Origin of the sequence: Vibrio sp. Vb1729, assembly GCF_033338655.1 — a bacterium.
Lineage (GTDB): Bacteria > Pseudomonadota > Gammaproteobacteria > Enterobacterales > Vibrionaceae > Vibrio > Vibrio alginolyticus.
The window spans coordinates 17675-41605 of sequence record NZ_JAWOTB010000002.1 but is presented as its reverse complement, the minus strand read 5'-3'; the positions used below and the strand labels follow the sequence as shown (position 1 = coordinate 41605).

Annotated in this window: 18 protein-coding genes; 11 read left to right on the top strand and 7 right to left on the bottom strand. The window is 44.2% G+C overall.

Annotation, left to right across the window (positions count from 1 at the left end):
* Positions 1-76: 76 nt before the first annotated feature.
* The 5 genes from bamE to nadK form a co-directional block, all read right to left on the bottom strand.
* Positions 77-436, bottom strand: a complete 360-nt coding sequence (gene bamE / locus R7E29_RS00905) for an outer membrane protein assembly factor BamE (protein ID WP_017820585.1) — start codon at positions 434-436, stop codon at positions 77-79.
* Positions 437-678: 242 nt separating this feature from the next.
* Positions 679-1161: a GNAT family N-acetyltransferase gene (locus R7E29_RS00900; protein ID WP_005381636.1), complete on the bottom strand. Its 483-nt coding sequence runs from the start codon at positions 1159-1161 to the stop codon at positions 679-681.
* 21 nt (positions 1162-1182) lie between these two features.
* On the bottom strand, positions 1183-2847 hold the full coding sequence (gene recN, locus R7E29_RS00895; RefSeq protein WP_005383750.1) for a DNA repair protein RecN: 1665 nt from the start codon (positions 2845-2847) through the stop codon (positions 1183-1185).
* A 166-nt stretch (positions 2848-3013) separates the two neighbouring features.
* Positions 3014-4204 (bottom strand): DUF3103 domain-containing protein, encoded by a 1191-nt coding sequence (locus R7E29_RS00890; RefSeq protein WP_005383752.1) that lies wholly within the window; start codon positions 4202-4204, stop codon positions 3014-3016.
* 265 nt (positions 4205-4469) lie between these two features.
* Positions 4470-5354, bottom strand: a complete 885-nt coding sequence (gene nadK, locus R7E29_RS00885; RefSeq protein ID WP_005381631.1) for an NAD(+) kinase — start codon at positions 5352-5354, stop codon at positions 4470-4472.
* A gap of 146 nt (positions 5355-5500) precedes the next feature.
* On the opposite strand from nadK, the gene grpE reads away from it, so the two are divergent.
* From grpE to dnaJ, 4 genes are all read left to right on the top strand, one after another.
* Entirely contained in the window at positions 5501-6097 is a 597-nt protein-coding gene (gene grpE / locus R7E29_RS00880; protein WP_021034134.1) for a nucleotide exchange factor GrpE, read from the top strand.
* A 417-nt stretch (positions 6098-6514) separates the two neighbouring features.
* Positions 6515-7789, top strand: coding sequence for a dicarboxylate/amino acid:cation symporter (locus R7E29_RS00875; protein ID WP_005381625.1), 1275 nt, complete (start codon positions 6515-6517; stop codon positions 7787-7789).
* Positions 7790-8136: 347 nt separating this feature from the next.
* The gene (gene dnaK / locus R7E29_RS00870; RefSeq protein WP_005381623.1) at positions 8137-10050 is read left to right on the top strand and encodes a molecular chaperone DnaK; all 1914 of its coding nucleotides are present in this window, start codon (positions 8137-8139) and stop codon (positions 10048-10050) included.
* A gap of 204 nt (positions 10051-10254) precedes the next feature.
* Positions 10255-11403 carry a molecular chaperone DnaJ gene (dnaJ, locus tag R7E29_RS00865; protein ID WP_017635700.1) on the top strand — a complete coding sequence of 383 codons (1149 nt, stop codon included), beginning with the start codon at positions 10255-10257 and terminating at the stop codon, positions 11401-11403.
* Between the two features lie 68 nt (positions 11404-11471).
* Here dnaJ and R7E29_RS00860 read toward each other — a convergent pair whose 3' ends face one another.
* Entirely contained in the window at positions 11472-11903 is a 432-nt protein-coding gene (locus R7E29_RS00860) for a type IV pilin protein (protein ID WP_017635699.1), read from the bottom strand.
* 103 nt (positions 11904-12006) lie between these two features.
* Between R7E29_RS00860 and R7E29_RS00855 the strand changes: the two genes are divergently transcribed.
* The 6 genes from R7E29_RS00855 (at position 12007) to tadA (ending at position 17509) form a co-directional block, all read left to right on the top strand.
* Positions 12007-12513: a GspH/FimT family pseudopilin gene (locus tag R7E29_RS00855; protein ID WP_017635698.1), complete on the top strand. Its 507-nt coding sequence runs from the start codon at positions 12007-12009 to the stop codon at positions 12511-12513.
* Positions 12494-13084 (top strand): PilW family protein, encoded by a 591-nt coding sequence (locus R7E29_RS00850; protein ID WP_017635697.1) that lies wholly within the window; start codon positions 12494-12496, stop codon positions 13082-13084. Before R7E29_RS00855 ends, R7E29_RS00850 begins: the two co-directional genes overlap by 20 nt.
* The gene (locus tag R7E29_RS00845; RefSeq protein ID WP_006741845.1) at positions 13081-14391 is read left to right on the top strand and encodes a hypothetical protein; all 1311 of its coding nucleotides are present in this window, start codon (positions 13081-13083) and stop codon (positions 14389-14391) included. Before R7E29_RS00850 ends, R7E29_RS00845 begins: the two co-directional genes overlap by 4 nt.
* Complete coding sequence (locus R7E29_RS00840) at positions 14381-14794, top strand: prepilin-type N-terminal cleavage/methylation domain-containing protein (RefSeq protein WP_017635696.1); 414 nt, start codon at positions 14381-14383, stop codon at positions 14792-14794. The genes R7E29_RS00845 and R7E29_RS00840 overlap by 11 nt, the downstream gene beginning before the upstream one ends.
* 394 nt (positions 14795-15188) lie before the next feature.
* On the top strand, positions 15189-16748 hold the full coding sequence (locus R7E29_RS00835) for an AbgT family transporter (RefSeq protein WP_005383758.1): 1560 nt from the start codon (positions 15189-15191) through the stop codon (positions 16746-16748).
* 251 nt (positions 16749-16999) lie between these two features.
* Positions 17000-17509 (top strand): tRNA adenosine(34) deaminase TadA, encoded by a 510-nt coding sequence (gene tadA / locus R7E29_RS00830; protein ID WP_374041321.1) that lies wholly within the window; start codon positions 17000-17002, stop codon positions 17507-17509.
* 587 nt (positions 17510-18096) lie between these two features.
* Here the strand turns inward: tadA and mltF are convergent.
* Entirely contained in the window at positions 18097-19674 is a 1578-nt protein-coding gene (gene mltF / locus R7E29_RS00825) for a membrane-bound lytic murein transglycosylase MltF (protein WP_054576941.1), read from the bottom strand.
* Positions 19675-19973: 299 nt separating this feature from the next.
* Here mltF and purL point away from each other — a divergent pair, with 299 nt between their 5' ends.
* Positions 19974-23867: a phosphoribosylformylglycinamidine synthase gene (gene purL, locus R7E29_RS00820; RefSeq protein ID WP_054576940.1), complete on the top strand. Its 3894-nt coding sequence runs from the start codon at positions 19974-19976 to the stop codon at positions 23865-23867.
* Positions 23868-23931 lie beyond the last annotated feature (64 nt).

Here is a 23931-nt window from a genome sequence, read left to right as displayed (position 1 = left end):
TACTCAAAGTTTGACTAACGTGATTTCTATATAATAAAAAACCTCCCAAACGGGAGGTTTTTTTGCAAAAGTCAGTTTACTGAATTTGCTCGTAAAATGCGTCACTTTTTGGAAAGTCACCACTGATGTCTGCGAGTGTGCCTTGGTCATTAAAGTTTACAATCAGATCTTTCTGTACTGGTTCGCCATGGCCAGGAGTATGATGATAGATGTAATACCAAGTGTTTGGATAGCCGTTTTCAATAAGCATTGGCGACCCTAATACGAAGCGAACCTGTGCTTTAGTCATCCCAAACTTTAATTTATCAACCGCACTTTGTTCTACATAGTTGCCTTGGTTGATATCAATACGATAAACCAGTCTTTCCAATACCGAACATCCTGTCAGCAATGTCATTGCTAATGGTACGGCAACTAACCACTTCTTTAATTGCATAATAATTTCTTAGTAACCTTTAAAATACTGCGCTGATAATAAACAAGCTCGACGCAGATGTAAAAAGCTATGCGTCGTATGGTAGACAATCTGACAACGAATTTTGAGTTGAGTTGCATTTATTCACCGATATTAGGCGGTAAATGTCACCACATGACGTATTAGTTAGGTGACGAAGAGCAAATTTCAATCGGAAGTAGGGTGATGGACGCTTTCAGCGGTGAGCAAAGCCTAGTGACTCGTTAGTCGGTTTTGGCGAATTCGCGTAATGCATCACCTGAAAAACGATAATACTCTTTTTCATGAATTAGTGTTGCACCAATTGAGCGGTAAAACTGACCTGCGGTAGGGTTACTACTTTCAGCTGTCCAGTCCAACCTTTGGCATCCACACTTGATCGCCAAAGATGCCAGATACTTCATTAACTTGAGACCAACCCCTTTTCCTCGAACCTTCGAAGATACGAACAGATCTTTTAAGTACATCTGCCCTGAGAGTTTTGGGGCAGGGAACATGACGGTATAAGATGCAAAGCCTACGACGTCATCATTATCGTAAACCGCAATGATATTAACACCAGAATGTTCAGAGAAGACTTGGCTCTTTAGATAATGGACCAGATCGTGTTTTGATGAAGCTTTTTCTTTGAAGTAGTAATGTTCTAACTCAATAAAAATAGGGATGAGATCTAAGCAGTTGGTTTTGTGTATTGCTCTGATATCCATATCTCATCCCTTGTCGATTTATTAAGCGGCGATAAGCAGTTCTTTTGCGTTTGCCAACGTTGAGTCGGTTATTTGACTACCACCAAGTAAGCGAGCTAATTCTGCCACACGTTGTTGTTCATCTAATGCGTGCATTTGGGTTTCGGTTTGGCCTGCTTTGGTTTGCTTAGCAACAAACATTTGTTGATGGCCGCATCCGGCAACTTGAGGGAGGTGAGTGACACACAATACTTGAGTAGATTCGCCAAGCTTGCGTAGCATTTTGCCCACTACGGCAGCTGTTGGGCCACTAATACCTACGTCCACTTCATCGAAGATTAAACTTGGTGTATCTACTTTCTGAGCGGTGATCACTTGGATAGCTAGAGAGATACGTGATAGCTCACCGCCTGACGCAACTTTTGCTATAGGTTGCAATGGTTGTCCCGGGTTGGTCGATACTAAGAAGCACACGCTGTCCATGCCAAGCGGCGATGGGTGCGTGTTGTCATTGCTAACTTCGATACTGAATACTGCTTTCTCCATGCTCAATTCGTGCATGCTTTGTGTGATCAGTTTGTTCAGTTCTTTTGCGTAACGGCTGCGTGATTTGTGCAGTTTTTCTGCTTGTGTTAGAAAGCTTTGGTACTTGTGTTCTACTTCTTGAGCAAGTTCATCTAAACGTTCATCGGAGCAATCTAACGCTTCTACTTGGGCCAGAAGATCTTGATGATGCTGGTAGAGTTCTTCTGGCATTACGTGGTGTTTACGAGCTACAGACATCACTTTAGAAAAACGTTCTTCTACATAAGCCATACGAGCTGGATCAACATCGATGCCATCTAAGTAGCTGCGTAATTCATTCTTCGTTTCTTCAAGTTGAATCATCGCTTCTGACAGCATGTTAGGTAGCTCAGATAGCTTTTCATCTAATTCGGCTAATTGAATTAGGGAGTGATTGGCCGATTGCAAAATACCAAGCGCATTGACTTCTTCACCTTCGTAAATAAGTTCGATGGCTTGCTGACAGGTAGTGGCGAGTTCACCACTGTTGGATAGTCGTTTATGCTCTTGCTCGAGCTCTGCAAATTCTTCTTCACCTAGCGATAACTCATTCAGTTCTTTGATTTGGTATTCAAGCAACTGTTTTTGCGCCTGGTTTTGCTGGCTATTTTCTTTTAGCTGCTTGAGGTTATTATCCGCCTGACGCCAATGCTGGTAAGCACTTCGTGTGCTTTTTAGTAGGTTTAAATGCCCAGCATATTGGTCGAGCATGGCCATTTGGTGCTCACTTTTCATCAATTGATGATGAGCGTGCTGCCCATGGATATTGATAAGTAGCTGCCCTAGAGATTTGAGTTGTGATAGTGGAACAGGGCTGCCATTAATGAAGGCTCTTGAGCGGCCTTCTTTTGTGATAATACGACGCAAAATACACTCACTGCCATCTAGCAGATCGTTATCTTCTAACCAACGTGTTGCATGTAAGTTGTTGTCCAATAAAAAAGCGGCGCTAACTTCGGTTTTCTCTTCACCTTGTCGCACCATGCCGGCATCGGCTCGTCCGCCTAAGCAGAGCCCTAAAGCATCGATAGCAATGGATTTACCCGCGCCTGTTTCACCTGTAATGGTGGTCATGCCCTTAGAAAGCTCGAGTTGTAAAGACTTAACAATCGCAAAATTATTAACACTTAGATGAGCCAGCATTTTATTTACCTGTATAACTGAACAATACTGTATAAGGGAACAGTATATACTGTTTCTTTATACAGTAAAGTCAGGTAGGGAAAATTTTCTTTGTAGGCTGTTTTTTTGTGATGAAGTGGGAAAAATGAGCCGATGTGATTACAACGACTCATTAAAATTGAACAGGTTACGGACGAGTTGGGTTAATCGTTAGTGGTTCTAGTGTGACGACTGCATTCACACCTGCACCTGGGTGATCTACGTATGAAGTATCTTGCATTAGAGTGTAGTAAACGTCGACGAAGTCATCATCATTCGTGAGTACACCATCGGGGATAGTGTCGATGATCTTGTTCGTGATTTGCGGAATAATCGCGTAAGCCTGAACTTCTGGATCTGGAATCGCTTTCAATACTTCTTCGGCAACTTGAACAAGGAGTTTTGCCAATTGTTTATAGTCTGTGCCGTCATCTTGCTCCATGAGCACAATGTCTGCCGCACCCCAGCGGTAACGAGACCAGTGAATAATGATCTGATTTGGATAGTAATCTTGGTTATCGTAGTCTAAGTATGGAAGCTCCACCAAATCGAGAGTAGGTTCATCACGACTTGGATTGACGCCCGTTACGATAGCGTAGATTTCTGCCTTGCCAGAGATCCAAGGTTCTTTGTCATCGGCTAGACGGATCTTTTTCAACTGCGTGGTTTGAATTGGAGCCGCTTCGCCCACTGCGCTACTTGACAATAGCGGTGTATTTTGGCGTTGTTCATCAGCAATATATGGTTGAACTAAAGCTGGTTGACCGAGTTTTTTCATCTCAGCTTGCATAGCTTGCAAGCCTGCTTTTAGCTCTGCAGAGCTATTGTTATCAACGACAAGTACAGGTACCTCAGGGAGCTGGTAAACATCGAGTTGATGGATGTTGCCATAAACATCAAATGCTTCGATGTATTGCCAATTCTCATCATCACCACTTGGTTCAAATGCAAATAATGGCTCGACCTCGCCACTTTGCCATGCTGTTATCATGGCTTCATTTGCCAAGCGAACTTCTAACAACTGATCAGAGTATTCAGAAATACCTTTCCAGCTACGAATTTGAGTGTCAGCTTGTACAAGCTGGCGGCTGAACTCTGAGTTAGGGTTTTGCTTAACAAATGCTGATACAGACACGTTAGTCTGTTGCGGAGTAATATCTCTTCTCAGCATGGGTTCAATGGCAGCATAATTCTCACTCAATTGTTGAGCTAGGGCCCGTTTCGTCTTAGTGATATCTTCCGCTTTTGCATTGGACACACTGTTGACTTGCGTTTCCTCTGATTGGCAGCCAATAAGTGCTAATGTACTGAGAACAGACAGAATGATGGTTTTCTTCATAATATGTCCTTTATTGATTGTATGAAATAGAGTTAATACTCTATTCATGGTGAGAATATCACCGGACATAGATCATTGAATTTGCTTTTCTATCTTTTGTGTAAAGTTTGCCCACAGGATCAAAATTTATAAGCTTCTCTTTAATGATGACAAATATCGTGTCGCCTCACTACTTTGTGTCTATTTCTTGTCTAAGAAAGCCAAAAGCCAGTAGCAATTGAGCTGCTGGCTTTTTTATTGAAGTTATTACCCTGAGTAACAAGTGTTAGAACAATTTACTAGACCAGCCAAGCTTATTCCGTAAGACGTGATAGTAGCTGTAGTCTTTTGGATGGATGAGCTTTAGTACATTTGGACTTTGATAGATGTGAATTTCGTCGCCAGGGGTAACTGGAAGTGAGACTTGTCCATCACAGCTAACTTCTTGTGTTCCACGGTTTTCTGGTGATACCACCAATTTAATTCGACGTTTTCCATCAACCACCAAAGGTCGACTCGACAATGTATGCGGGAACATTGGCACGAGTGAAATGGCATTCAAGCTAGGAGAAAGAATTGGGCCGCCGCCAGAAAGTGAATATGCCGTCGAGCCAGTCGGAGTGGAGACAATCAAACCGTCGGCCCGTAAAGAGAAGGCGAAGCTTTCATCTATGTACACTTCAAATTCAATCATATGGGCAATTTGCCCTGGGTGAAGTACGGCTTCGTTTAGCGCAGCGTTATGACTCTTTATTTGTCCGTGGCGGTGTACTTCCGCCTCTAAAAGAAAACGCTCCTCTTCAATATACTCACCGTCGAGTACCGCTTGCAGAGACGCTTGGAAGTCGTCTGGGTTCAAGTCAGTTAAGAAGCCCAGATTTCCACGGTTCACGCCTATAACTGGTACATCAAATCGGGATAAAATTCTTGCTGCACCTAGCATGTTGCCATCGCCACCAACCACAATGGCTAGATCGGCATTTTTTCCTAGTTCAACTAAGCTAGCAAACTGACTCTGTGGGATATCATCCAGTATTGCGGCAAGGCGATCGTCAATGAATACTTTATAGCCCTCAGAGGTCAACCATTGGTACAACTCTTTATGAGTTTGAATTGCTTGTTGATCTCTTGGTTTTCCGATAATCGCGATCACGTTACATGGATTTTTCATAGCATTTCCGCATTAAAGAGGCTTGAATCAGGAATCTTCATCCCCATAATAATGGCAAGTCACCTAAATATGCGAATTTTTATGTGGTTAAAGCCCGCAAAAACGCGCATGGCTTTAAGGGCATTATGTTGAATTCTGGAGATATCATGAGCAACGAAGAAAACAAAGTTACAGAAGAAGAGCTTGATCAAATCATCGAAGAGGCTGAAAAAGTAGAAGCTGAAGCACAAGAAGTTGAAGCTGAGCTTGAAGAGCTTGGTGATGAGACAGACGCTAAGATTGCTCAACTAGAAGCGGCACTATTGTCTAGCGAGGCAAAAGTAAAAGAGCAACAAGATGCGGTGTTGCGTTCTAAAGCTGAAGTAGAAAACATGCGTCGTCGCACTGAGCAAGAGATCGATAAAGCACGTAAGTTTGCGTTGAACAAGTTTGCAGAAGAGCTGCTTCCTGTTATTGATAACCTAGAGCGTGCAATTCAAGCGGCAGATACAGAGAATGAAACTGTGAAGCCGTTCCTAGAAGGCGTTGAACTAACACATAAAACGTTTGTAGACGTTGTAGCGAAATTTGGCTTGAAAGCAATCAACCCTGAAGGTGAAGCATTCAATCCAGAGTTCCATCAAGCGATGTCGATTCAGGAGAGCCCTGATCATGAATCAAACACTGTTATGTTTGTTATGCAAAAAGGTTACGAACTAAACGGCCGTGTGATTCGTCCGGCAATGGTAATGGTTGCTAAGTAACTTTAACTACCTGTTTTTTAAATATAAAAGCGCCCATCATTTTTGATGGGCGCTTTTTTGTTTTAAACATAAATGACTGCATCGAACTTCGTTGTATATCGATAAATGAAAATTTGATCCCCTTCATATTTTTTCCTATTGGTTAATTATTTTCCTATAGGAGATTTTCTCTCATCTCGCTGCGTGTTTATTAACGGAAAGGGCTATAAGTGATTGTAATCATTCGTTGTGTGAATATTTGTTCTGCATAGGAATGTAAATATAGTCATTTTTTCTAAAACAATGTCGTTAACAAAAATGTAAATTATCACTTTATTTTGTAACTTCGGTGTGTATGATTTGCGACTAATGCTTTAAAAGTAAGCATATATAACTACAAAAATGTAAATAGTAAACACAACATATCGGAGATTTATAATGGATAAATCGCTTTCTAGTAAGATTTTTATAGGCTTGTTTGCCGGCCTTGTGCTGGGGACAGCAATTCAGTACTTATTTAGCGGTATTGCGATTTTTGATACATACCTACTTGGAGCAGCAGAAGGTGTTGGCGGCATGTTCGTCTCACTGATCAAATTGCTTGTTGTTCCTTTAGTTTACGTTTCAATCGTATGCGGCATTGTTGACTTGAAAGACATCAGTGCATTTGGTCGTCTTGGTGGAAAAACTTTTACCCTTTACATTCTTAACACCATCATTGCGATTACGGCGGCTTTGACTGTCGGCTTGATCTTCCAGCCAGGAGCGGGCGCTAATCTAGCAGGAACGGTATCTGAGGCTGTACAGCTGACAACGACAGAGACGCCGGACATTTTCTCTTTAGTTGTTAACATTGTTCCTAGCAATCCTGTACAAGCGTTTGCTAGCGGCGACATGCTGCAAATCATCTTTATGGCAATTTTGACGGGGCTTGCAATTCAAGCTTTGGATTCTCGTGGTGGCCCAGCTATTCGCACATTCAAAATGGCAAATGAAATCATGATGAAATTGGTTGGATTAGTGATGAGTCTTGCACCATATGGTGTGTTCGCACTAATGATTCAACTAGGTGCAACGCTAAACGCCAATACATTAATGTCCGTTGCCGGTTACGTGGCTTTGGTGGTTGCGATGTTGGTGTTCTGGATCTTCTTCTTCTACCCAATGGCAGTGAGTATTGCGACAGGAACTTCTCCAAAGACTTTCCTACGTGCAACTCGTGAGCAGATTCTTTTCTCTCTATCTACCGCGAGCTCAAACGCGACTATCCCGGTAACGATGCGCACACTGACAGAAAAGCTTCAGGTCTCTAAATCGGTTGCTGGCTTCGGTGTACCACTGGGCGCAACGATGAATATGTCTGGTGTGTCTATCTATATTGCTCTAGCAACGATGTTTGTTGCGAACGCTTTTGGCCAGCCAATTAACACCGCAGACATCTTCACACTTGGCTTAACTATTCTTCTGTTATCTATTGGTGCTGGCGGCGTTCCTGGGGGCGGCGTGGTAATGGTAGGCGTTTTGCTTCACCAACTAGGTTTACCACCTGAAGGTTTAGCAATCATTGCAGCGGTCGACCGTATAAATGATATGTTCTGTACATCATCTAACGTTGTCGGCGACACGGCAGTGAACACCATTGTTGCAAAAACAGAAGGTGAGATAGGTAAAGAAGAAGGTGTTGATGCTGAGCCTGCTCAAGCGAACGCCTAATACCTTGAATAATTTATTTTAACCCTAATATTGAAGCGAGCTCTTATGAGCTCGTTTTTTATTTAGGAAGAGTCGGACATAAATAAATTTATCTGGGAAATGACGTTTTGTTGCGCTACAGCAGTGTGACGAGTTCCCAACTAATCAGAAAGAAACACATAAATTTCGAAAAAAGACGCTTTTTTTTAATTCTGCCCTTGAAAAGCATTTTGCCGCCCTTATCTATGTGGCATAGAGAAGCAAACATTGATTATTTTTGTTTGTGAGCAAGGGTTGAAACCCGATTCTCCTCCCCCCACATTGGGGTTATAACCAAACGAAAATAGAATTTATTCGGAGATAGCCAGATGGGTAAAATCATTGGTATTGACTTAGGTACTACTAACTCATGTGTTGCTGTATTAGACGGCGACAAACCACGTGTAATTGAAAACGCAGAGGGCGAACGTACTACTGCATCGGTTATTGCTTACACTGACGGTGAGACGCTAGTAGGTCAACCAGCGAAACGTCAAGCAGTAACTAACCCAGAAAACACGCTATTTGCAATTAAGCGTCTAATCGGTCGTCGTTTTGAAGACGAAGAAGTTCAGCGTGACATCGAAATCATGCCTTACAAAATCGTTAAGGCTGACAACGGTGATGCTTGGGTAGAAGCGAAAGGCCAAAAAATGGCAGCTCCTCAGGTTTCTGCTGAAGTTCTTAAGAAAATGAAGAAAACTGCTGAAGACTTCCTTGGTGAGGAAGTAACTGGCGCAGTTATCACAGTACCTGCTTACTTTAACGATGCTCAGCGTCAAGCGACAAAAGACGCTGGCCGTATCGCAGGTCTAGAAGTTAAACGTATCATCAACGAACCAACGGCAGCTGCACTAGCTTACGGTCTAGATAAGAAAGGCGGCGATCGCACTATCGCGGTATACGACCTTGGTGGTGGTACATTCGATATTTCAATCATCGAAATTGATGAAGTTGAAGGCGAGAAAACATTCGAAGTTTTAGCAACTAACGGTGATACTCACCTAGGTGGTGAAGACTTTGATAACCGTCTAATCAACTACTTGGTTGATGAGTTCAACAAAGAGCAAGGCATCAACCTTAAGAACGACCCACTAGCAATGCAGCGTGTTAAAGAAGCAGCAGAGAAAGCGAAAATCGAGCTTTCTTCTACTTCTCAAACAGACGTAAACCTACCTTACGTTACTGCAGATGCAACTGGTCCTAAGCACATGAACATTAAAGTGACTCGTGCAAAACTAGAATCTCTAGTTGAAGACCTAGTACAACGCTCTCTTGAGCCATTAAAAGTAGCTTTAGCTGATGCTGACCTATCAGTAAACGACATCACTGACGTAATCCTAGTTGGTGGTCAGACTCGTATGCCAATGGTTCAAGCGAAAGTTGCTGAGTTCTTTGGTAAAGAAGCGCGCCGTGACGTAAACCCTGACGAAGCAGTAGCAATGGGTGCTGCAGTTCAAGGTGGTGTACTTGCTGGTGACGTTAAAGACGTACTACTACTAGACGTAACTCCACTGTCTCTAGGTATCGAGACAATGGGTGGCGTGATGACTAAGTTAGTTGAGAAGAACACAACTATCCCAACTAAAGCGAACCAAGTTTTCTCTACAGCGGAAGACAACCAGAGCGCGGTAACTATCCACGTTCTACAAGGTGAGCGTAAGCAAGCGATGTACAACAAGTCTCTAGGCCAATTTAACCTAGAAGGCATCCAGCCTGCACCACGTGGTATGCCACAAATCGAGGTTACGTTTGACCTTGATGCGGATGGTATCCTACACGTGTCTGCGAAAGACAAGCAGACTGGTAAAGAGCAGAAGATCACTATCCAAGCTTCTGGCGGTCTAAGCGATGAAGACATCGAGAAAATGGTTCAAGAAGCAGAAGCTAACAAAGAAGCGGACAAGAAGTTCGAAGAGCTAGCGACTGCACGTAACCAAGCTGACCAAATGATTCACGGTACTCGTAAGCAAGTAGAAGAAGCTGGTGAAGCGCTACCTGCAGAAGAGAAAGAGAAGATTGAAGCAGCAATTTCTGAGCTAGAAACAGCACGTAAAGGCGAAGACAAAGAAGCTATCGATGCTAAAGTTCAAGCACTAATGACCGCTTCTCAAAAGCTGATGGAAATCGCTCAACAACAAGCTCAAGCGCAGCAAGCACAAGGTGCTGACGCAGGTGCACAGTCTAAAGAAGACGACGTTGTAGATGCTGAGTTCGAAGAAGTTAAAGACGACAAGAAATAATATTTCTTAACCAGATGGCTGCATAGCCATCTGGGGTCGATAAGACTTCGTGTGCGGGCGTTTGGGGCAACTCTTACGCCCGTCTGTTTGTAAACGCTGTCTTTCTAGTTAAGTATGTTGCAGACAAGTGCACTTACCTAGAACGATACAAACACCAAGCGGTGAATCGATGCCGTTTGTAGTAATTAACTGGTGACGAAGAACATGTCAAAACGTGATTTTTACGAAGTATTAGGCGTAAGCCGTGATGCCTCAGAGCGCGATATCAAAAAGGCGTATAAGCGTCTAGCGATGAAATTCCACCCAGACCGAAACCAGGGTGATGATTCTGCGGCGGACAAGTTTAAAGAAGTAAAAGAAGCGTACGAAGTTCTGACCGACCCTCAAAAGAAAGCGGCGTACGACCAATACGGTCATGCAGCTTTTGAACAAGGCGGCGGTGGTTTCGGTGGCGGCGGCTTTGGCGGCGGCGGTGCTGATTTCGGCGACATCTTTGGCGATGTATTCGGTGACATCTTTGGTGGTGGTCGTCGTGGCGGTGGTGGCCACCGTGCCCAGCGAGGTGCTGACCTACGTTACAACATGGAATTGACGCTAGAAGAAGCGGTTCGTGGTGTAACGAAAGAGATCGAAGTACCGACACTAGTACACTGTGATACCTGTGATGGTAGTGGCGCGAAGAAAGGTTCATCTGCTGAAACATGTGGTACCTGTCATGGTCATGGTCAAGTACAGATGCGCCAGGGCTTCTTCGCAGTGCAACAAACCTGTCCTACCTGTCACGGCAAAGGTAAAATCATTAAAGACCCTTGTAATGAGTGTCATGGTCAAGGTCGTAAGCAGAAAACAAAAACACTTAACGTTAAGATCCCGGCAGGTGTTGATACTGGCGATCGTATTCGCCTATCTGGCGAAGGTGAAGCGGGAGAAATGGGGGCGCCTGCTGGCGACTTGTATGTACAAGTGCACGTGAAAGAGCACCATATCTTCGAGCGTGATGGCAACAACCTATACTGTGAAGTGCCAGTAAGCTTTGCGATGGCAGCTCTAGGTGGTGAAGTTGAAGTACCAACTCTAGATGGTCGCGTAAGCCTAAAAGTACCTTCAGAAACGCAAACAGGTCGTATGTTCCGCATGCGTGGTAAAGGTGTGAAAGGCGTTCGCGGTGGCGGTATCGGTGACTTGATTGTTAAGTTGGTTGTCGAAACACCAGTAAATCTAAGCTCACGCCAAAAAGAACTGCTCAAAGAGTTTGAAGAATCTTGTGGTGGTGAAGCGGCGACAAAGCACAAGCCTAAATCAGAAGGCTTTTTCAACGGTGTGAAAAAGTTCTTTGATGATTTAACCAGCTAAGACTTTAGTGAAAAGCACAAATACAAAGGCCTGCTAAAATGCAGGCCTTTTTGCATCTCGGTGTTCTTCTAATTCCAGCAATCACTTGGTTCTTCGACATTTGTTGACGTTAAAGTAATCGTTTTAGCGCCAGTCAAACACTCGTCGTCGTCTTGTCCCAGAGCCGATTTTGCTGTTGCTGTAATGGTATAGGCCGTACTTGCAGAGCTCGCAATATTGAAAGAAAATCTATTTTTGTCTGAGTCACATAGAGTGCATGTGCCTCCAGAGATAATATGACTCCAGTCGTACCCACCATCATAAGATGTCTCTAGCTCTAGCTGAATTCGACTAAGATCGCTCAAGGCAACCGTCCTATGAGACTTGAGCACATGATTGGTGTAAGAAGGGTAGGCGACAGCCGCAATGATCCCGACAATCACTACAGCTACCAGTAATTCGATCAATGTCATCCCTCTCAATCCTTTTTTGTAGCCGTTACAACGAGAAATTCGAATCATCACGAGTAGTTTCCTTTTCACTTTTCCGCCTATTTTTGGCAGGTGATAGCATCTGTGCAAGATGAATTACGGCCCTTTTGCCGTTTACATAGGAATTTGGGAAATGCCTCGCGGGTTTACGTTGTTGGAGCTTCTTATTACTGTTGCTGTCTTGTCAGTACTACTACTTTTTGTCGCCCCAAGTTTTTCAAAAGTTAGCCAACACATGAAAATAGTGAATTTAGCCAACGAATTACAGGGTTTTTTGATCCAAGCGAAATCGGAATCGGTGATGAGAAATCAAGATTTTTGGGTTCATATTCAAGGCTTGCCTTCATCCACCGGAAGCTGGAAGCTCACACTCTCGAGTGTATCGAATGTCACTGACATTACTTCAATGAATACTGTTGCTGAGCTGCAAGGTCATCTATATCGGGGTCTGGTGGTGTCGAGTAATATAACTAGCGTCAAGTTTGATCGTGTTATGGGGAATCCCAAAAATGCGGGAAGTATTCACCTGAAGAAATCTCAAGCGGATACCAGTCCGATAAAAGTAACTGTTCATAACGGAGCAGGGCGAGTAAAAGTGTGCGCTATGAATAAGGCAAAATATGGCTTTGAACAATGCTAAACAGCAGGGTAGTACACTTGTTGAGTTTATGATTGCTGCGTTGTTAGGACTTGTCGCTTTGGGCATTGTTGGCGCAGTGTTTCTTTCTAACCAAAAAACAGCTGTGCAGCGAAGCAAGGAAATAATGCTACTTCAGCAGATGAGTAGTGTAATTCAACAAGTGAAAGAGGATATTCAGCGAGCAGGGTTTGATGGTATTACGACAAAATCAATGATGCTTTCCGGTTCTCCTAGCGTTCTATATCAACAATCCGAAAAAATCGGTTATGTTTATCGAAACACAGCAAGCTCTGTGAGTAATACGATATATCGGTTAAAGGATAATATGTTGGAATATTGCCAGGATGATTCACCATCACCTTTAAGTGTCGTGTCTGCTGCTAGTGGATGTTTTGATCTTTTTGATCCTAAGCAAATTAAAGTAACTCAATTTGGTGTTAGTCGAACATTACTATCAGGTTCGTCAATAGAGAGTGCGTTTATTTCTATTTCAATGGCCGCTGAATTAAAAAATGATCCGGCAATTTCTCACGCCATTTTATTACAAGTTCAGCAAAGGAATTGGCAATGATACGTAAGCATCAACAAGGAGTGGCCACGTTACTTATTACTTCCATACTGCTCTCTGTCGCTTTGGTTGTGACGTTAGGGTCATATAAGAATCTATTTTATCAAATTAAGCGTGCGCAGAATGAAGTTAGTTCTCGGCAACAGCACTGGGAAGCGGAAGGGGGGCTTGAGTGTCTATTTGCTTATGTCACAGATGATGTATCCATAGTGAACGAGCTCATCCCAATTAATCACAATAATTTAAATACCTTATGTAAGAGGGAATTAAACCTTAGCCAGCTGAACGTTACTGATATAGGGGCAGGAGTCTATCGTATTAATTCTATATCTCACAATGGTTGGGCCCAGCTCAATAAAACTTTCAGTACACTAAGTAATCGTGGAAAAGGAGCGATACAAACCACATCCAAGTTAACTACTTATGGTGATTTAAAGGTTCATCCAGATGCGAAAGGTGATCTTAATTCTGACAATCTGTATGAATGCATATCACTGACTTATCGGTATAGTTATACCATGGAAGGCGGAAGCACAGGATCAAAATATAACACTGCATCAATAAGAGCGAATAGCTTATATGATGGTTCTCCTGCTGGAGGGTGTACCGCTGCAACGACAACCAATGTTACAGTAAAAGCTGGGAATGCAATTACGAAAACTAATAAACCTGAAACTTCTGATCCGCAGCTAAAAGGCGATTTTGTTTATGACTCTGAAGTCGATCCATTCCAAACCTTTTTTGATTACAAAAAAACACCGGAAAACATTGATAAAGTCAAAGCTTCATTTCCGAAAGCTGGGAAAATCAATTTGTCAAATGCGACACAGTGTAAATCAGCTATCGAAAATGCTTTTAAGGAAGTAGATAAGGTTTGGATTACTGGTGACTGCGCCATTCACGGGAATTTAGCACTTCAAGGCAACCATGAGAAATATACGTTAGTTATTCAAGATGGTATTTTTATCAATACTGGTTCAACAACATTTCAGGGTTCGCTTTTTCATTTAGTCGATAAAACTAAACCACAGTTTGCTCCTGATGAGTTAAAAAGCTATTGGGAAAGTTTGTTCTCGAATGCTGATGGCTCACCGACTAATTTTACCATTGGTAAACAATATACTGATCTTACACAAACTGTTTATGTTGATGCAGGGGCATTTCACGCAACGGGTGGTTATGGTTTTGATACTGATGGGTTAAAAACCTCAATTGCGGGCTCAATGGAGTTACTATTTGATTCCAGCAAAAGACCTACAACAAGGAGAAATGATGTTCGTTGGCAAGAGGGAAGTTGGAATGCCAAGTAAACAACATGGTTTTAGTTTAATTGAAATAATGATTTCTTTTATTTTAATTGGTGTCGGTGCTCTTGGATTGGTTAAGTTGCAAGCTTACATTGAGCTGCGGGCAGATTACGCGATGCATAGCATTGAAGCGCTAAATCTTGCTGAGCAGAAATTAGAGTGGTTTCGTACGCGTGGGGCTATTTCTGCAGTCCCCTCGATGCCCGCCGCTAATTTTGATACAAATATTGTCTCTGGGGAAGATACTACGCACCCCTTGTATACTTTATCTTGGTCTGTGCCAACGGCAACTCTGTCGGGCGCACTTAAAACGATACATATGGAAGCTCTATGGCAAGATCGCCACGGTAAAATACAATCGGTAGAGCTGAAAACCATGATCTCTAAACATAGCGAATTTGATTAAATAGTCTAGGTTCCTGTTTTACGCCGATTCAATCAAAACCGATTGGAGTTCTGGATAAGGTGTTCACTGTCCGCGTTGCCCTTTTTATATTGAAGAGAATTATTTCTTGCTTCTCATCACGTATAGTTTCTTTTCTTAAAACTATCTATTCATCGCTCTATGCAACCTCTGTTTTTGCCAGCTCGTTTACTAAATGTATATGTTGATTTTTCCATAATGTTTCAGGCTTGTATCTTTGGTTTTGTTTTTTTGCAAAATATGTCTCCAATTATGAAAAAAAATCTAGAACCTTGTGCTTTCTCCATTAGTGTTTACTAGAATACTCGTTGGATAGTAGGCCGTTATAATTATTCAAATAGGCCTTGGCACCAACATCATTCACTATGGAGTTACCATGAGTAACCAAGCTGTAAATAAAGCACCATCATCGAAGCCGAGCGGGATGGAGCGCTTTTTAAACTTTATCGAGAGGACAGGTAACAAAATTCCTGATCCTGCGATTTTGTTCTTCTGGGCATTGATCATTACTTGGGCGGCGTCAGCACTTTTGTCGAATGTATCATTCGATCTTCCAAACCCTCGAACGGGCGAAGCTCTTACTATCACCAACTTACTTACGGGCGAAGCGCTAGCAAGTTTCCTTGCTAACATGGTGACGACGTTTACTGGCTTTGCGCCACTGGGTATCGTACTTGTCGCAATGCTAGGTGTGGGTGTTGCAGATTCTTCGGGCTTTATTACGACGGGTCTTAAGAAGATGCTGAACTTCACGCCAGCTAAGCTTCTTACTCCAATGCTTATTTTGGTTGCCATTGTATCGCATACTGCGGCAGATGCAGGCTATGTTCTGGTTATTCCTCTGGGCGGTATTATCTTCCATGCGGCAGGTCGTCACCCTTTAGCGGGTATTGCGGCAGCATTTGCAGGTGTATCTGGTGGCTTCTCTGCAAACTTTATCCCTTCAGGTATCGATCCGCTATTGGCTGGCTTTACGCAAACTGCGGCGCAGGTTCTTGATCCTGAATACGTGGTTAACCCATTAGCGAACATCTTCTTTACTGGCCTATCTTCCATCATTATTGTAGCGATTGGTTGGTACGTGACAGAAAAAATCATTGAGCCTCGTTTGTCAAAAATGCCAATTGATGACGATGCGGAAACTGCGCCAAACCTAGGTTCATTTACTGAACTGGAATCAAAAGCATTCCGTTATGCTGGTTGGGCAATGATGGCGGGTATTGCCTTACTTGTTGCAGCATTAATTCCAGAAACATCAGCGCTACGCTCGCCTGAAGGTGAAATTACGGCCTTCTCAGCACCGATCATGAAGTCTATCGTTCCGCTGATCTTTATTCTGTTTATCATTCCTGGTTACGTTTACGGTAAAGTGTCTGGAACGTTCAAGACCAGCAACGACATTATCAAAGCGATGGCTGACACCATGTCAACCATGGGCGCATACATTGTAATGTCGTTCTTCTGTGCTCAGTTCTTATCTGCATTTGCTCAGTCAAACATCGGTACGATGCTAGCGTTGTATGGCGCAGAAGGCTTAAAAGCGATGAACCTACCAGGTGAAGTGACCATCATCGGTATGATCCTTCTAACCGCGTCTGTAAACCTACTTATTGGTTCGGCATCGGCAAAATGGGCTTTAATTGGTCCAATCTTAGTGCCAATGCTAATGGCGGTTGGTATCTCGCCTGAGCTGTCTCAAGCGGCTTACCGTGTGGGTGACTCTGTATCGAACATCATTTCGCCTCTAATGGTATTTTTCCCTCTTGTAGTGGTTTACTGTCAGCGTTATGTGAAGTCGGCTGGTATCGGTACGCTTGCGTCACTAATGATGCCATTCTCGATCGCAATGCTGATCGGTTGGTCTATCTTCCTAGTTGCTTATTGGATGGTAGGTATCCCACTAGGCATTCAAGCTCCTTACACTTACACCATGTAAAAACGTGTAGGGTGTGAAAGCCACTAATTGGCAGCCGAAAAGCGCAGGTCTTCGATCTGCGCTTTTTTGTTCTCGCACAACGAACATCGATAGGTCTTGTAACTAGGTTTTTTGGAGTTGCAAACTTTGTCCCGTGATGTGTCGCTGTAGTGAAACCGAAGTTGGTGATAAAATTCCCAACTTCAATCATTTTTGTTTCTTTGGAGCCTCCTTTGTCTAACCATCCGTTTACCCCTCAAGATGAATTGTTTATGCGCAGAGCGATGGAGCTTGCTGAGCAAGCAGAAGCTGAGGGGGAAGTACCTGTTGGCGCAGTGCTTGTCAAAGATGGTGAAATTATCGCTGAGGGGTGGAATCGCTCTATTGGTACTAATGACGCTACCGCACATGCTGAGATCCAAACGCTGCGTAAAGCAGGCCAAAAGCTAGAAAATTACCGCCTTCTGGATACGACGTTATATGTAACACTTGAGCCATGCCCAATGTGTGCCGGAGCCTTATTGCATAGCCGCGTTAAGCGGGTTGTTTTTGGAGCGCCAGATTTAAAAGCTGGAGCAGCAGGAACAGTGCTTAATTTGTTTGAAAGCCAAGCCGCTTACCATTACGCCTTAGTTGAAAAGGGGCTGCTAGAAGATGAGTGCCGCACTCAGCTACAAGCGTTTTTTAAGCGCCGCCGAAAGGAAATTAAAGCGAAGAAGCAAGCACAAAAAGCATTAGAAAATGGAGAGAGCGAACAAAGTAGTGGGAGTAGTGAGGGCTAGCAAACACCTACAACGTGGTAGATGTTTGCTTGGACGCACTAGTGATTGACTAAATGTACAAAAACACGATTACGTGAACTTACTTTCTTTTTCATACATGTCAGTTTACGTTTACGTCGGATAGCAGCTACTGTGTTATTTAAACGCTTTGACTGCACTCTACGTCTTCTCATATTCAAAACCTCCTGCAGACAAGACTTATACCAGTAAAGCGCGGCTTATCGATGCTTGGCAATAGGCTCGATAATCGCACTAAACATTGTATGGTTTAAACGTTCTTCATTTGACTTCTGCATTGCACAGAGCCAGCAAACAATTTCAATACGATGCTTAATAATAGGAGTGACGTTATTTCGGCAGAGTGTAGCCGAAGGCGCCGCTTCATCAAGTGAGCTAAACCATGTGGTTGCAAAACAATCTGTTACAAAGCAATCAGTTTTACTAACGATGAAGAAAAGGCGACCAACCAAAGGAATGGTTGAGTGTGGTTGGTGTCACTCAGAGTCTTGGATTCTAGATAAGTTTTCGTTAGGACTCAATAAAAATGACGAGCTCATGGGCTCGTCATTTTTTAGTTTACCGCGGGTTTATTCTTCAATGCTTTTTTGTTCGGTGTCTTCTTCAACCGTGACGTCAGAAGCGCCAGAGACTTGTTCTACGACGGTCTCTACTGCGCCCGATATCAAAATGTCGGGGGTGAGCGGCGGAATCACTTGTAAGTCATCGCTATTCTCATCAATCGCTGGCTGTTGGCTGACATGACCAATGATGGATTGGTAGTAACGTCGAATATTTTCTACGTAATTACGCGCTTCATCGCCTCTGGCGTACCCATAGCGAGTTTGGCTGTAATAGCGCTTCTGACGAAGTAAAGGCAGCCTGTCTTTTACATCGGCCCAAGCGTTCGGATCGCCACCTTGTGCTTTGGTGAGTCGTCGTGCGTCCATCATGTGGCCGTAACCAATATTGTATGAAGCTAACGCAAACCATATTTTTTCATGCTCGTTAATGCTATCAGGCACGCGACTTACAATACGACGTAAGTACTCGACACCACCACGAACAGATTGCTCAGGGTCTAAACGGTTTGTTACCCCGACGCTTTTCGCTGTTGGCAGAGTAAGCATCATCATCCCCCTAACACCCGTTGGCGATTTTGCTGTTGGTTTCCAATGTGACTCTTGATAAGCCAATGCTGCAATTAATCGCCAGTCGAACTCTTCGCTGTATTTTTGGAATAAAGGTGCCCATTTAGGCAATTTGTCATCCAGAGCTCGAATGAATGCGCGAGTATCAACGTAGTCAAATGCTTCAATATGACCAATGTACTTTTCTTCGAGGGTGGACAGTTCTCCTGATTGTTTGATGTTACCGAAAAACTCTATCAGCATTGCATACAAGCTTTCGTCTTCAGAACGTCGAGTAAACCAAGACACAGGTTGATCTTCTGTAAGTTCGAACGCGAGCGCAAGATCGGGGTAAAGGCGTTGAGCTAGGGAAAGTTCCACCGAATCAGTCACAGTAAAACGTAACTCACCCTTCGATACGTATTTGAGTAAGTCTCTCGTGTCAGCATCACCAACAATTTCAAACTGAAGTTCTGGATACTGCTTCTTTAACGCTGTTAGGGTCGGAACATATTGCGATTGTTCAACGATCTTTAATGTTTGAGCGCCTGCATTTGTATCTTCGTCGGACTCGTCGTCTTTCGAGGCTTGGTATTCAATGAGTTGTTCGATATCACGTGGTCGAAGTTGCCCTTTTTTATATACCACTTGTTGGCTTACATAATAATAGGCAGGGCCTGGTCTAAATCGTTTGACTGCTTGTGACGTTTGATTTAAACCCGTAGCGATGATATCGATATCTCCTTTCTTAAGAGCAGGAAAAAGCTCAGCCTGGCGAAAGGCTGGTTTAATCTCGAGTTTGACGCCGAGCTGCTCCGCAAACTGACGCGCCAATTCGTAATCCAACCCTGCGGGACCATCGGGACCTATGTAGTAGGAAAGCTGATTGTTTAGCGTGCCAACACGAAGCACACCACGTTCTTGAATTTTTTCAAATTCACTTTTGGGCTCCGACTCAATCTGGCAAGCAGAGAGTAAAAGAACAGAAACTAAAATTAGAGCGCTGCGCTTGAGCCGGTTGAAGTGACTTATTTGCATTAATAGATACATCTTGGAAAATTTCTATTTGCCTTTATATCAAAGCGAGCTCATGGGGCAAAGTGAATCACACACTTATAACGTGACATTGTGTGTTTTATCGACATTTTAGTTGTAATTCAAATTTGACAAAAAAAATGACGCAAACGGTTGCTTTTGGTGTTACATCACAAAAACAATTACTATATAATGCGCTCGCAATGACGAGGTGGAATCGGCATAGGTTCGACAGGGCTTATTTTAAGTGTCTGAATTTATTCCAATATCACCTTAATCAATTGCATAAGAGACCTAAGCACATGAGAATTTTGCGTGGCTCCCCAGCTCTTTCTGAGTTTCGTGTTAATAAACTACTGGAACTTTGTCGTGAACAAGATCTGCCCGTAACTGGCATTTATGCCGAGTTTATGCACTTTGCCGATCTAAAGTCAGACCTTGATGACCAAGAGTTAGAAAAACTTGAAAAGTTACTAACTTACGGCCCAACCATCGAAGAGCATGAGCCTGAAGGTCTTCTACTTCTTGTTACGCCTCGTCCAGGCACTATCTCGCCTTGGTCTTCTAAATCTACCGATATCGCTGTTAACTGTGGTCTGGATAAAGTGAAACGTCTAGAGCGTGGTACGGCTTATTATGTCGAATCTTCAGTTGTTCTCTCAGAAGCTCAAGCTGACGCTGTTAAAGCGTTAATTCACGACCGCATGATGGAAACAGTATTCACAGAATTTGAAGCCGCATCAGCATTATTTACTGTTGCAGAGCCTAAGCCTGTCGCACATGTTGATATCTTAGCTGGCGGTCGTCTTGCGCTTGAAGAGGCAAACGTTTCCCTTGGCTTGGCACTCGCAGAAGATGAAATTGATTACTTGGTCGAGAACTTTACCAAGCTTGGGCGTAACCCAAACGACATTGAATTGATGATGTTTGCTCAGGCGAACTCAGAGCATTGTCGCCACAAAATTTTTAACGCAGATTGGACTATCGACGGGGTAGATCAACCTAAGTCTTTGTTCAAAATGATCAAAAACACTTTTGAAACGACACCTGACTATGTGCTGTCTGCATACAAAGACAACGCAGCCGTTATGACAGGTTCTAAAGCGGGGCGTTTCTTCCCTGACCCTAAATCTCGTCAATACACGTACCACCATGAAGATACGCACATCTTGATGAAGGTAGAAACGCACAACCACCCAACGGCAATCTCTCCATGGCCGGGCGCATCGACTGGCTCAGGCGGTGAAATCCGTGACGAAGGCGCGACGGGTATCGGCGGTAAGCCAAAAGCGGGTCTGGTTGGTTTTACAACTTCTAACTTACGTATTCCTGGTTTTGAACAGCCATGGGAAACCGACTTCGGCAAGCCGGGTCGTATTGTGAATGCGTTAGACATCATGCTTGAAGGCCCTCTAGGCGGCGCGGCATTCAACAACGAATTTGGTCGTCCAAATCTATTGGGTTACTTCCGTACTTACGAAGAAAAAGTCACTTCTCATGCGGGTGAAGAAATTCGTGGTTACCACAAACCAATCATGATTGCTGGTGGTATGGGTAACATCCGCGATGAACACGTACAGAAGAAAGAGATTCCAGTGGGTGCGAGCCTAATCGTACTTGGTGGTCCGGCAATGAACATCGGTCTTGGTGGTGGTGCGGCATCTTCGATGGCATCTGGTCAGTCAGCAGAAGATCTGGACTTCGCTTCAGTACAGCGTGAAAACCCAGAGATGGAACGTCGCTGTCAGGAAGTGATCGACCGTTGTTGGCAGTTAGGTGACGACAACCCAATCGCATTTATCCACGATGTGGGTGCAGGCGGTATCTCTAACGCATTGCCTGAACTTGTCGACGACGGCGAGCGTGGCGGTAAGTTCCAATTACGCGATGTACCAAACGATGAGCCGGGCATGAGCCCACTGGAAATTTGGTGTAACGAATCACAGGAACGTTACGTTCTAGCGGTAGCGCCAGAAAACATGGAAGCATTCGACGCAATCTGTAAGCGTGAACGCGCACCGTATGCAGTGGTGGGTGTGGCGACAGAAGAGCGTCATCTAACGTTAGAAGATTCTCACTTCGACAATACGCCAATCGATATGCCAATGGATATCCTGCTTGGTAAGCCACCGAAGATGCACCGTGACGCAACCACACTAAAAGTTGAAAGCCCTGCCATTGTTCGTGATGGTATTGAGCTTAATGAAGCGGTGGATCGCGTACTTCGTCTTCCTGCTGTTGCAGAAAAAACATTCCTAATTACTATCGGTGACCGAACAGTAACGGGTCTGGTTGCTCGTGATCAAATGGTTGGCCCTTGGCAGGTACCAGTAGCAAACTGCGCAGTAACAGCGGCAAGCTACGACACTTACCATGGCGAAGCAATGTCGATGGGTGAGCGCACGCCAGTGGCATTACTAGACTTTGGAGCATCGGCTCGCCTAGCCGTTGGTGAGTCACTAACGAACATTGCGGCAACAGACATCGGTGATATTAAACACATTAAACTGTCTGCGAACTGGATGTCTCCAGCGGGTCACCCAGGTGAAGATGCGGGTCTTTACGAAGCAGTGAAAGCGGTTGGTGAAGAATTGTGTCCTGCGTTAGGTTTGACGATCCCAGTTGGTAAAGACTCCATGTCGATGAAAACCAAGTGGGAAGAAAACGGCGAGAGCAAAGAAGTCACTTCTCCACTGTCGCTAGTTATCACGGCATTTGGTCGTGTGGAAGACGTACGTAAGACCGTGACTCCACAACTACGCACTGACAAAGGAGATACCTCTCTAGTTCTTGTTGACTTGGGTAACGGAAAAAACCGCTTAGGTGCGACAGCATTGGCACAAGTATACAAACAGCTGGGTGACAAACCTGCTGACGTAGATAATGCAGAGCAGCTAAAAGGCTTCTTTGATGCAATGCAAGCGTTAGTACGTGATGACAAGCTAGTGGCTTACCACGATAAAGGCGACGGCGGTCTTTTTGTTACACTGGCTGAGATGGCGTTCGCGGGTCACTGTGGCGTAAAAGCGAACATCGCAGAGCTGGGTGACGATGCGCTAGCCGTTCTATTTAACGAAGAGCTAGGTGCGGTTGTTCAAGTTAAGAATGATGATCTAGATTCAGTTCTATCTACTCTGGCGGCAAACGGCTTAGAGGCATGCTCACATGTGATTGGTTCTGTTGAAGCTTCAGACGACTTTGTTATCACTTCTGGTGATGCAGTTGTGCTTGAACGTTCACGTACCGAACTACGCGTTATCTGGGCTGAAACAACGCATAAGATGCAAAGTCTACGTGATAACCCAGCGTGTGCAGACCAAGAGCACGAAGCTAAGAAAGACAACTCTGACCCGGGTCTAAACGTTAAGCTCAGCTTCGACGTAAATGAAGACGTTGCAGCACCGTACATTGCGAAAGGTGCTAAACCTAAGATGGCAATCCTACGTGAGCAGGGCGTTAACTCCCACGTCGAAATGGCAGCAGCGTTTGACAGAGCAGGCTTTGAAGCAACCGACATCCATATGAGCGATATCCTAACAGGCCAAGCGGTACTGGATGAATACCATGGCCTAGTAGCTTGTGGTGGCTTCTCTTACGGCGACGTACTAGGTGCGGGTGAAGGTTGGGCTAAGTCTATCCTGTTTAACGCACAAGCACGTGAGCAGTTCCAAGCGTTCTTCAACCGTGAAGAGACGTTCTCTTTAGGTGTGTGTAACGGCTGTCAGATGCTGTCGAACTTGAAAGAACTGATCCCTGGTGCAGACTTGTGGCCACGTTTTGTTCGCAACGAATCTGAGCGTTTTGAAGCGCGCTTTAGCCTAGTCGAAGTACAGAAATCTGATTCTGTATTCTTCGACGGCATGGCTGGTTCGCGCATGCCAATCGCGGTTTCCCACGGAGAAGGGCGTGTAGAAGTACGTGATACAGAGCACCTAGCAGCGATTGAAGCATCAGGTACGGTTGCGGTTCGTTACGTGGATAACCTCGGTAACCCAACACAACAATACCCGAACAACCCGAATGGTTCGCCAAACGCGATTACCGGTTTAACAACAGCAGACGGTCGCGTAACTATCATGATGCCTCACCCAGAGCGCGTATTCCGCACAGTTGCAAATTCTTGGGCTCCGGAAGGTTGGGGTGAAAATGGCGCTTGGATGCGTATGTTCCAAAATGCCCGTAAGAATATCGGTTAATTAACCAAGGTTAATCTAGCTTAAGTAAAGCGTTGGTTGAGAGACCAGCGCTTTCTTTTTTCTT

Coding starts and splice junctions, on each gene's coding strand:
- bamE (WP_017820585.1), bottom strand. CDS start 436: ATGCAATTAAAGAAGTGGTTAGTTGCCGTACCATTAGCAATGACATTG.
- R7E29_RS00900 (WP_005381636.1), bottom strand. CDS start 1,161: ATGGATATCAGAGCAATACACAAAACCAACTGCTTAGATCTCATCCCT.
- recN (WP_005383750.1), bottom strand. CDS start 2,847: ATGCTGGCTCATCTAAGTGTTAATAATTTTGCGATTGTTAAGTCTTTA.
- R7E29_RS00890 (WP_005383752.1), bottom strand. CDS start 4,204: ATGAAGAAAACCATCATTCTGTCTGTTCTCAGTACATTAGCACTTATT.
- nadK (WP_005381631.1), bottom strand. CDS start 5,354: ATGAAAAATCCATGTAACGTGATCGCGATTATCGGAAAACCAAGAGAT.
- grpE (WP_021034134.1), top strand. CDS start 5,501: ATGAGCAACGAAGAAAACAAAGTTACAGAAGAAGAGCTTGATCAAATC.
- R7E29_RS00875 (WP_005381625.1), top strand. CDS start 6,515: ATGGATAAATCGCTTTCTAGTAAGATTTTTATAGGCTTGTTTGCCGGC.
- dnaK (WP_005381623.1), top strand. CDS start 8,137: ATGGGTAAAATCATTGGTATTGACTTAGGTACTACTAACTCATGTGTT.
- dnaJ (WP_017635700.1), top strand. CDS start 10,255: ATGTCAAAACGTGATTTTTACGAAGTATTAGGCGTAAGCCGTGATGCC.
- R7E29_RS00860 (WP_017635699.1), bottom strand. CDS start 11,903: ATGATTCGAATTTCTCGTTGTAACGGCTACAAAAAAGGATTGAGAGGG.
- R7E29_RS00855 (WP_017635698.1), top strand. CDS start 12,007: ATGCCTCGCGGGTTTACGTTGTTGGAGCTTCTTATTACTGTTGCTGTC.
- R7E29_RS00850 (WP_017635697.1), top strand. CDS start 12,494: ATGGCTTTGAACAATGCTAAACAGCAGGGTAGTACACTTGTTGAGTTT.
- R7E29_RS00845 (WP_006741845.1), top strand. CDS start 13,081: ATGATACGTAAGCATCAACAAGGAGTGGCCACGTTACTTATTACTTCC.
- R7E29_RS00840 (WP_017635696.1), top strand. CDS start 14,381: ATGCCAAGTAAACAACATGGTTTTAGTTTAATTGAAATAATGATTTCT.
- R7E29_RS00835 (WP_005383758.1), top strand. CDS start 15,189: ATGAGTAACCAAGCTGTAAATAAAGCACCATCATCGAAGCCGAGCGGG.
- tadA (WP_374041321.1), top strand. CDS start 17,000: ATGCGCAGAGCGATGGAGCTTGCTGAGCAAGCAGAAGCTGAGGGGGAA.
- mltF (WP_054576941.1), bottom strand. CDS start 19,674: ATGCAAATAAGTCACTTCAACCGGCTCAAGCGCAGCGCTCTAATTTTA.
- purL (WP_054576940.1), top strand. CDS start 19,974: ATGAGAATTTTGCGTGGCTCCCCAGCTCTTTCTGAGTTTCGTGTTAAT.